We start from the raw sequence: 8,046 nt of genomic DNA, 5'->3' as shown, positions 1-8,046 counted from the left end.
GCACAACCCCCCCCCCCCGGCAACAACCCCGCCGCCGGGGGCCCCCACCCCCCCCCACACCCCCCCCGGCCGGCGGGTCCCCCGGGGGCCCCCCCCCCCCGGGGGGGGGGGGGCCCCCCCCTTCCGTGTTGTTCAGGCAATCGATCAGAAGAGCAGGCGGTAGATGTTCCAGCCGCCGGAGCCGATCGTGACGCGGGCCTTGAACGGGGCCGCGGCGTTGCCGGTGCCCTTGTACAGGTAGAGCGAACCGCCGCTGTCACGGGCGATCAGGTCCGTCTTGCCGTCGATGTCGATGTCACCGACGGAGACGAGGCTGTTGAAGATGTTCCAGCCGCTGCCGACCTTGGTGCGGGCGGTGAACGGCGTGGTGCGGTTGCCGGTGCCCTTGTACAGCCACAGCACGCCCGAACCGTCGCGCGCGACGATGTCGGCCTTGCCGTCGCCGGACAGGTCGCCCTGGCCCGCGATCTGGCTGTAGGCGTTCCAGCCGGAGCCGACCTTGGTACGGCCGGTCAGCTTGCCGTTGCCGTAACCCAGGTAGAGCCACAGGACACCGGAGGTGTCACGGGCCAGCAGGTCGTCGGCCGTGGCGCCGCTGAGGTTGCCGGGGGAGAGCACCTTGTTGTAGATGTTCCAGCCGCCGCCGACGGAGGCGGGCTCCGCGCCGAACGCGGCGTAGTACAGGTACCCGGCGGTGTTGATCTCCCAGATGCCGTCGGAGCTGCCGTCGGCGTCGTGGTCGACCTGGGTGGCGTGCTTGATGACGTTCCAGTCGAAGCCGAGCAGCTCGCGACTGTCCAGGCCACCGGTGCCGTTCGGCGGGTAGCCGTAGAGGTTGCCGTTCTTGTCGACGCCGTACAGGGCGTTGATCGGGGCGTCGGCGGCCTCCTGTGCCGCCTCGGCCGCGCCGTCCATCTCTATGCTCTTCGGCGGGCTGGGCACGGGGGTGTCCGCCATGGCGGTTCCCGCGGTGGTGCCGACCAGGGCAGCGGTTACGACTGCGACGGCGAGCCGCGTCAGGACGCGTCCGCGCTTACGGCCGGGAAGATTGGCCACGTATGACTCCATGTGTGTTGAGACGTGATGTACCTCATGAGGTGCCGTGCACCTCATGAGGTCATCGCAGGATCACCGTGATCGTTGCACAAAACCTTTACCAGTCAACGCGTTTGATGTGGAATCAACGGGTCCGTGACCGTCGCGAATATCACAAACAGACCCGCACCCGGCCAAGCCGGATGCGGGTCTGTGTTGAATGTTGCGGAATCGCCGGATTCAGGAGAGCAGTTCGACCTCCGCAAGCGTCGCCGAACCCGCTGCCACCAGCCGGTACTTCGCGTACGAGCCCGGTTTCGCTACCGTGAAGACCCGCGTCTGCTTGTCCCACGTGAAGCTCTGGCCGGACCGCTTGTCCAGGTCCTGCCAGCTCGTGCCGTCGACCGAGCCCTGCAGCACCCAGCCCGCCGGGGCCTTCGCCCGCGCCGAGGCCGTCAGCGTGTACTGCACCGCACGTGTCGCCGACGCCACCGGCAGTTCCGCCGACTCGAACGACGCCTCCGTGGCGGAGGAGTCGTCGAAGAGCGGACCGCCCGCCGGGATCACATCGTGGCGCGGCGACGGCACCTTGTCGTCCTGCGTGATGGAGACCGGGGCCGCGCTCTTGCCCGTGCCCCAGGCGGACGGCTTGGAGCCCATCGCGAACTCCAGCGTGCCGCCGCGCGCGATCTCCTTGTGCGGCAGGGCCGTGGAGTTCCAGGTCTTGCCGTTCACCTTCAGGCCCTGGACGTAGATGTTCTTCGAGCTGTTCTTCGGCGCCTTCACCACCAGCTCGCGGCCGTTGTCCATATGGACCGTGACCTTGGTGAAGAGCGGCGAGCCGATCGAGTACTCGCCGCTGCCCATCACCAGCGGATAGAAGCCCAGCGCGGAGAAGAGGTACCAGGCCGACTGCTCGCCGTTGTCCTCGTCGCCGTGGTAGCCCTGGCCGATCTCGCTGCCGGTGTAGAGCCGGGAGAGCACCTCGCGCACCTTCTCCTGCGTCTTCCAGGGCTGGGACGCTGCGTTGTACATGTACGTGACGTGGTGGGCGACCTGGTTCGAGTGGCCGTACATGCCCATCCGTACGTCCCGGGCCTCCGTCATCTCATGGATGACGCTGCCGTACGAGCCGACGAACTCCGGCGACGCCGTCTCCGGCGTGGCGAAGTAGGTGTCCAGCTTCTCGCCGAGGCCCGACCGGCCGCCGTACAGATTCGCCAGACCGCGGGAGTCCTGCGGTGCGGTGAAGGCATAGCCGTAGCCGTTGGTCTCGGTGTAGTCGTAACCCCAGACCCGCGGGTCGTACGTGTCGGACGGAACCCGCCAGTCGCCCTTCAGGTTCCGGCCCTGGAAGAAGCCGGCCTTGGAGTCGAAGAGCGTGACGTAGTTGCGCGCCCGGTTGAGGAAGTACTGGGACTCCTCCTGGTAACGCGCCTTCTTGGTCTTCTTGTAGAGGGCCTCGCCCATCTTCGCCAGGCCGTAGTCGTTGAGGTAGCCCTCCAGCGACCAGGACAGGCCTTCATGGGTCTCGGTGGAGGCGTAGCCGAGGAACGGCGAGGTCTCCATGCCCTTGCGGCCGACGCCCGAGGACGGCGGAACCACTGTCGCGTTCTTCAGCGCCGCCTCGTACGCCGCCTCGGCGTCGAAGTCCACGCCCTTGACGTACGCGTCGGCGAACGCCACGTCCGAACTGGTGCCGGTCATCAGGTCGGCATAGCCGGGGGAGGACCAGCGGGAGATCCAGCCGCCGTCCTTGTACTGCTGGACGAAGCCGTCCACCAGCTCGCCGGCCTTGTTCGGCGTGAGGAAGGAGTACGCGGGCCAGGTGGTCCGGTAGGTGTCCCAGAAGCCGTTGTTGACGTACACCTCGCCGTCGACGATCTTCGCGCCGGTGTGGGTCGGCGTGTCAGGACCCGTCATCGGCGAGAACGGGCTCGCGTACTGCTGCTTGGGACGGGACTTGGTGCCGGTGTTCTCGAAGCCGGAGTTCGGATACAGATACAGCCGGTACAGGCTGGAGTAGAGCGTGGTGAGCTGGTCGCGGTTGGCGCCCTCCACCTCCACGCGGCCGAGCAGGTCGTCCCAGGCGTCCTGCGCCCGGTCCCTGACCTTCACGAAGCCGGTGCCGGCCGGGATCTCGTCGGCGAGGTTCTTCTTCGCCTGGTCGACGCTGATGAGCGAGGTGGCCAGCCGCAGGTTGACCGTCCGGTCCTCGCCCGCGTCGAAGCGGAGATGGCCGCTGACGCTGTCGGCGCCGGAGGCCGTGACCGGCGCGTCGAAGACGCCGTATACGAACAGCCGGGTCGCGCCGGTGGACAGTCCGCTCTTGACGTCCGAGAAACCGGTGAAGGAGCTGGTGGCCGGATCGAGGGTCAGGCCGCCCTCCTTGGTGACGTTGTCGAAGATGACGCTGGTGTCGTCACCGGGATAGGTGAACCGCATCATCGCCGCGTGGTCGGTCGGGGTCACCTCGGCCTTGAGGCCGTTCTCGAAGGTGACGCCGTAGTAGTGCGGGCGCGCGGTCTCCTTCTCGTGCTTGAAGGGCAGCGCGCGCTTGACGCGGTCGGTGTCCGGCGTGCCTGCCGCCGCCGACGGCATCACCTGGAAGGTCTGCCGGTCGCCCATCCAGGGGCTGGGCTCATGGCTGGCGCTGAATGCCTGCACGGTCGGCAGATTGTCCGCGTTGTTGCCGCGGGAGTACTCGTACAGCCAGCTCTTGGACTGCGAGTTGGTGACCGGGGTCCAGAAGTTGAAACCGTGCGGGACGGCGGTCGCCGGGAATGTGTTGCCGCGCGAGAACGAACCGCTGGAATTCGTGCCGCGAGTCGTCGACGCGTAGTCCGAAAGATGCGCGAGCCGCTTTTCGGGAGCCTTCGGCGCCAGTGCGATGTCGTCGATCCAGCCCTGGAACTTTCCCGGGCCCTTCGGGGAGTCGTACGCCACCAGGATCCGGTCGACCGTCTTTCCGGCCGCCACGGTGCCGATCCGGGAGGCGACATGGTTCCACTGGTTGACATAGAGCCGCTTGGCCGCGCCCTGGCCCTGCGGAGTGAGCAGCCCGCCGTGCGAGTCGACGGCCCGCAGATCACTCAGATAGGTGCCGTCCGTGAAGGCGAGATCCACCGACACATTCGTGGCCGGATAGTTCAGATCCGTTTCCGGCAGGGACGGGAAGACCCGGTACGAAAGCTCGGTGTCGCCGCGCACGGCCGTATTGACGTCGAAGACCTTGTTGTACGAATAGGCTCGCCCGTCCGGCTTGTGCGTGCCCGCGTAACGCAGTGCCCTCTTTCCGGTGAATCCCGCGTTGGCCTTGGCGGTGGGGGAGCCGCCGGGGCCGCGGTCGACCAGGCTGCGCATGTCGTCGGGCGTGGGCGTGCTGGTGTCGCCGTTGGAGAACTGCACGTCGGCCAGCTGGGTGGCGTCGGACGCGCCGTTGTTCTTGGTGATGTCCAGCCGGAAGTGCGCGTACTCCGCGACATTCGCCGCGTCGATGTCGTACGTCTTCGTCTGGAAGCGCTTCTCGAAGGTCTCACCCTCCTGGGTGTCGAGGACCTTCCACTCCTTGCCGTCGGTGGAGCCCTTGAGGGTCCAGTCCTTCGGGTCGCGCGATTCGAAGTCGTTCGCGGAGGTCAGGGCATAAGTGACCACCTTGACCGGGGCGTCCGTGTCGAACTCGATCCAGGCGGTGGGCTCGAATCCCAGCCATTTGGTGCCCGGCTGCAGATCGACCAGGTTCTCCTTGGTTTCTCCCGAGCCGGCGTTCTCGTCACTGGCGCGCAGCTCTATCACCTTGTCGGTGACATTGCCCGGTATGCCGCTGGCGAAGCCGCCGTCGACACCTGAGGCCCGCTTCTCGCCGGCCGCGGTGACGTCGACGGTATTACGCCAGTCGGGCTGGCGTTCGTCCGCCTCGAACGAGGTGGTGAATTCCCGGTCCGCCTGAGGAGATTGCGCAGACGGCGCGGGCAGGGCGACTGCGGCCGACTGGCCGGTCGCCACAAGCAGTGAAGCGGCAGCCGCCACGGCTGCCGCATGGAATTTACTCTGGCGAAGTCTGGGTCTGGCCTGCATCACGGGCCTTTCCTCCAGTGGAAGCCGCGTTGGACAACGTTGTCAGCGCGAGGCGCAGGCACTAGTAGGGAGGTAAGTGGCAGGTGGTGTCAAGGGTGTTGGCACTTCGGCGCGGCTGGAATCAGCCGTTCCGCGAAGAATGATGTGGTCATATGGGCCCGCACGGGGCTCAGGTGTCCGCGAGGTCTCAACTCGGGAAAGACTGCCGACCAAACCTGCTTTCGATCTTGCTCCCCCGGCGGAAAGTGGACTATACCTGTCGGCGTCCGCCTACCTGTTTCGCAGGAGCGGGCCAGGGGGGACGGGGAGGGCGGAGAGGCGTCCGTGCATCGGCTTCCGTCCGTTGAGTCCGTTCCCGCTGTCAACCGTGCACGACCCAAGCTTCACTGTGTCCTCCCCCCGGGAAGGCGCAGCAACTGACCGCGGTGGCGGGGCCCTTCGCCTGAGGCGAATATGGACGGGCGACCGGTACACCGCCTGAGTCCTGGAGAAGGCGAGGACTTGAGCATGGGATCCACCTCCGCCCACAACAATGAGGGCTTCGGCCGTCGCGATCTGATCAAGCGGTCCGCCGCGCTCGGCCTGCTGACGGTTCCGACGATGAGCTTCCTGTCCGCGTGTGCGAGCGGGGACAGCGGCAGCGACACGAAGGTCGACAAGGGCAAGAAGACCGCGAAGAACCCGCTCGGCGTCAACGAGACGGCGCAGCTCGAGGTGGTCATCTTCGACGGCGGCTTCGGCCAGCAGTACGCGCTGGACGCCGAGAAGAAGTACCAGGAGGCCTTCCCGAAGGCCCCCAAGGTCAAGCACCGCGCGACCCAGAAGATCCAGTCCGAGCTGCAGCCGCGGTTCAACGGCGGCACGCCGCCGGACCTGATCGACAACTCGGGCGCCCAGCAGATGGACATGGGCGTCCTGGTCGGCAAGAAGCAGCTCACCGACCTCACCCCGCTGCTGGACGCGCCGTCCATCGACGACCCGAACAAGAAGGTGCGCGACACCCTGCGCCCGGGCATCGTCGAGATGGGCCAGTTCGACGGCCAGCCGGTCTGGATCCTCTACTACGCCTACACCGTGTACGGCGTGTGGTACTCGCAGACCGCCCTGGAGAAGCTCGACGCCACGTACCCGGAGACCTGGGACGAGATGCTCGCGCTGTGCGAGAAGGCGAAGAAGCAGGGCATCGCCGGCTGGACGTACGCGGGCAAGCACCCGTACTACCTGCCGTTCTCGCTGTACCCCTTCATCGCCAAGATCGGCGGCCGCGAGGTACTCGACGCGATCGACAACCTGGAGCCGAAGGCCTGGGAGCACCCGGCCGTCAAGGCCGCGTTCGACGCGTACTACGAGCTCTACCAGAAGGGCTACATCCTCAAGGGCACGCCCGGCATCGACCACATCCAGTCCCAGACGGCCTGGACGGAGGGCAAGGCGCTCTTCATCCCGAACGGCTCCTGGGTGGAGAACGAGGCTGCCAAGACCACGCCCAAGGACTTCAAGATGACGGTGGCCGCGCCCACCGGCCTCGACAAGTCCGACAAGCTGCCGTTCGGCACCATCTGGGCCTCCGGCGGCGAGCCCTTCATCGTTCCGGCCAAGGCGAAGAACGCCGAGGGCGGCATGGAGCAGCTGCGCATCATGCTCAGTGAGGCGTCCTCGAAGAGCTTCACCCAGCAGGTGAAGTCCCTGACCGCGTACAACGGCGGCACCGACGGCCTGACCCTGTCGACGGCGATGCAGTCCGGCGTCGACTCGCTGAAGAAGGCCGGCGAGAACGTGGTCAACCCGCGTATCCAGGACTGGTATGTGAAGCTCCAGAAGGAGCAGATCGGCGTCGCCGGCCTCGGCGAGATGATGGCCGGCCGCGCGACCCCGGCGGAGACCATCAAGAAGATCCAGGGCTTCGCGGACGCGGCGGCCAAGGATCAGTCGATCAAGCACTACAAGCACCAGTGAGTAAGCGTCACCAGCGGCGACGGCAGTCGCCGGAAGATCGGGGTCGATAGCCATGCAACACGGCAAGTACCGGTTCATCGTGGGCTTCTTGGCGGCCCCATTGGCGTTGTATGCAGTCTTCGTCATCTGGCCGTTCATCCAGTCCATCTATTACTCCTTCACGGACTGGACAGGCCTGAGCCCGGACTTCAAGATGGTCGGCTTCGACAATTACAGTCGAATGCTGGACGACGACATCTTCTGGAAGTCGTTGCAGCACAGCCTGTGGTTCGCGCTGCTGCTGCCGCTGGTGACGCTCGGCCTGGCGCTGTTCTTCGCGTTCATGCTCAATGTCGGCGGGCGGCGCCGAAAGGGCGCCGCCATCGCCGGAGTACGCGGATCGTCCTTCTACAAGGTCGCGTACTTCTTCCCGCAGGTGCTGTCGATCGCGATCGTCGCCCTGCTGTTCCAGTTCGCGTACAACCCCAACGACGGTGCCATCAACGGAGCGCTGAAGGCCGTCGGTCTCGACAGCCTCCAGCCGGACTGGCTCGGCGACCCCAATCTCGCACTCTGGTGCGTGATGGCGGTCCTGGTCTGGAGCACGGTCGGCTTCTTCGTCGTGCTGTTCTCCGCGGGTATGGCCTCCATCCCCAAGGACTTCTACGAGGCGGCGCTGCTGGACGGCGCGACCCGGTTCACCACGTTCTTCCGGATCACCCTGCCGCTGCTGTGGGACACCGTGCAGTCCGGCTGGGTCTACATGGGCATCCTGGCGCTGGGCGCGGAGTCCTTCGCGGTCGTCCAGATCATGACCGTGGGGCCGGGCGGACCCGACTACTCGACCACGGTTCTCACGCTGTACGTCTACCAAACGGCGTTCCGTGACGGCCAGGCGGCATACGCGACCACGATCGGTGTCGCCCTGCTGATCGTCACGCTGGCCTTCGCGGCCGTCGTGATGCGGCTGGGCCGGCGCGAGCGGCTGGAGTTCTGAGA

At 66.4% G+C, this 8,046-nt stretch carries 4 protein-coding genes; 2 read left to right on the top strand and 2 right to left on the bottom strand.

Annotated features, from left to right (window positions below):
* Positions 1 to 144: 144 nt before the first annotated feature.
* Together ACH4YL_RS19120 and ACH4YL_RS19115 are read right to left on the bottom strand one after the other, a co-directional pair.
* Positions 145 to 1,056 carry an FG-GAP repeat domain-containing protein gene (locus tag ACH4YL_RS19120; RefSeq protein WP_398508537.1) on the bottom strand — a complete coding sequence of 304 codons (912 nt, stop codon included), beginning with the start codon at positions 1,054 to 1,056 and terminating at the stop codon, positions 145 to 147.
* Between the two features lie 219 nt (positions 1,057 to 1,275).
* Positions 1,276 to 5,112 (bottom strand): GH92 family glycosyl hydrolase, encoded by a 3,837-nt coding sequence (locus ACH4YL_RS19115; RefSeq protein ID WP_398508536.1) that lies wholly within the window; start codon positions 5,110 to 5,112, stop codon positions 1,276 to 1,278.
* 507 nt (positions 5,113 to 5,619) lie between these two features.
* On the opposite strand from ACH4YL_RS19115, the gene ngcE reads away from it, so the two are divergent.
* Positions 5,620 to 7,068 (top strand): N-acetylglucosamine/diacetylchitobiose ABC transporter substrate-binding protein, encoded by a 1,449-nt coding sequence (gene ngcE, locus ACH4YL_RS19110; protein WP_398508535.1) that lies wholly within the window; start codon positions 5,620 to 5,622, stop codon positions 7,066 to 7,068.
* Between the two features lie 52 nt (positions 7,069 to 7,120).
* Entirely contained in the window at positions 7,121 to 8,044 is a 924-nt protein-coding gene (locus ACH4YL_RS19105) for a carbohydrate ABC transporter permease (protein ID WP_398508534.1), read from the top strand.
* The last annotated feature ends 2 nt before the right edge of the window (positions 8,045 to 8,046 follow it).

Origin of the sequence: Streptomyces sp. NPDC020681 (genome assembly GCF_044334895.1) — a bacterium.
In the GTDB taxonomy this organism is placed as follows: Bacteria; Actinomycetota; Actinomycetes; order Streptomycetales; family Streptomycetaceae; genus Streptomyces.
The sequence above is the reverse complement of the archived record's forward strand: the minus strand, read 5'-3'. Positions and strand labels throughout refer to the sequence as shown.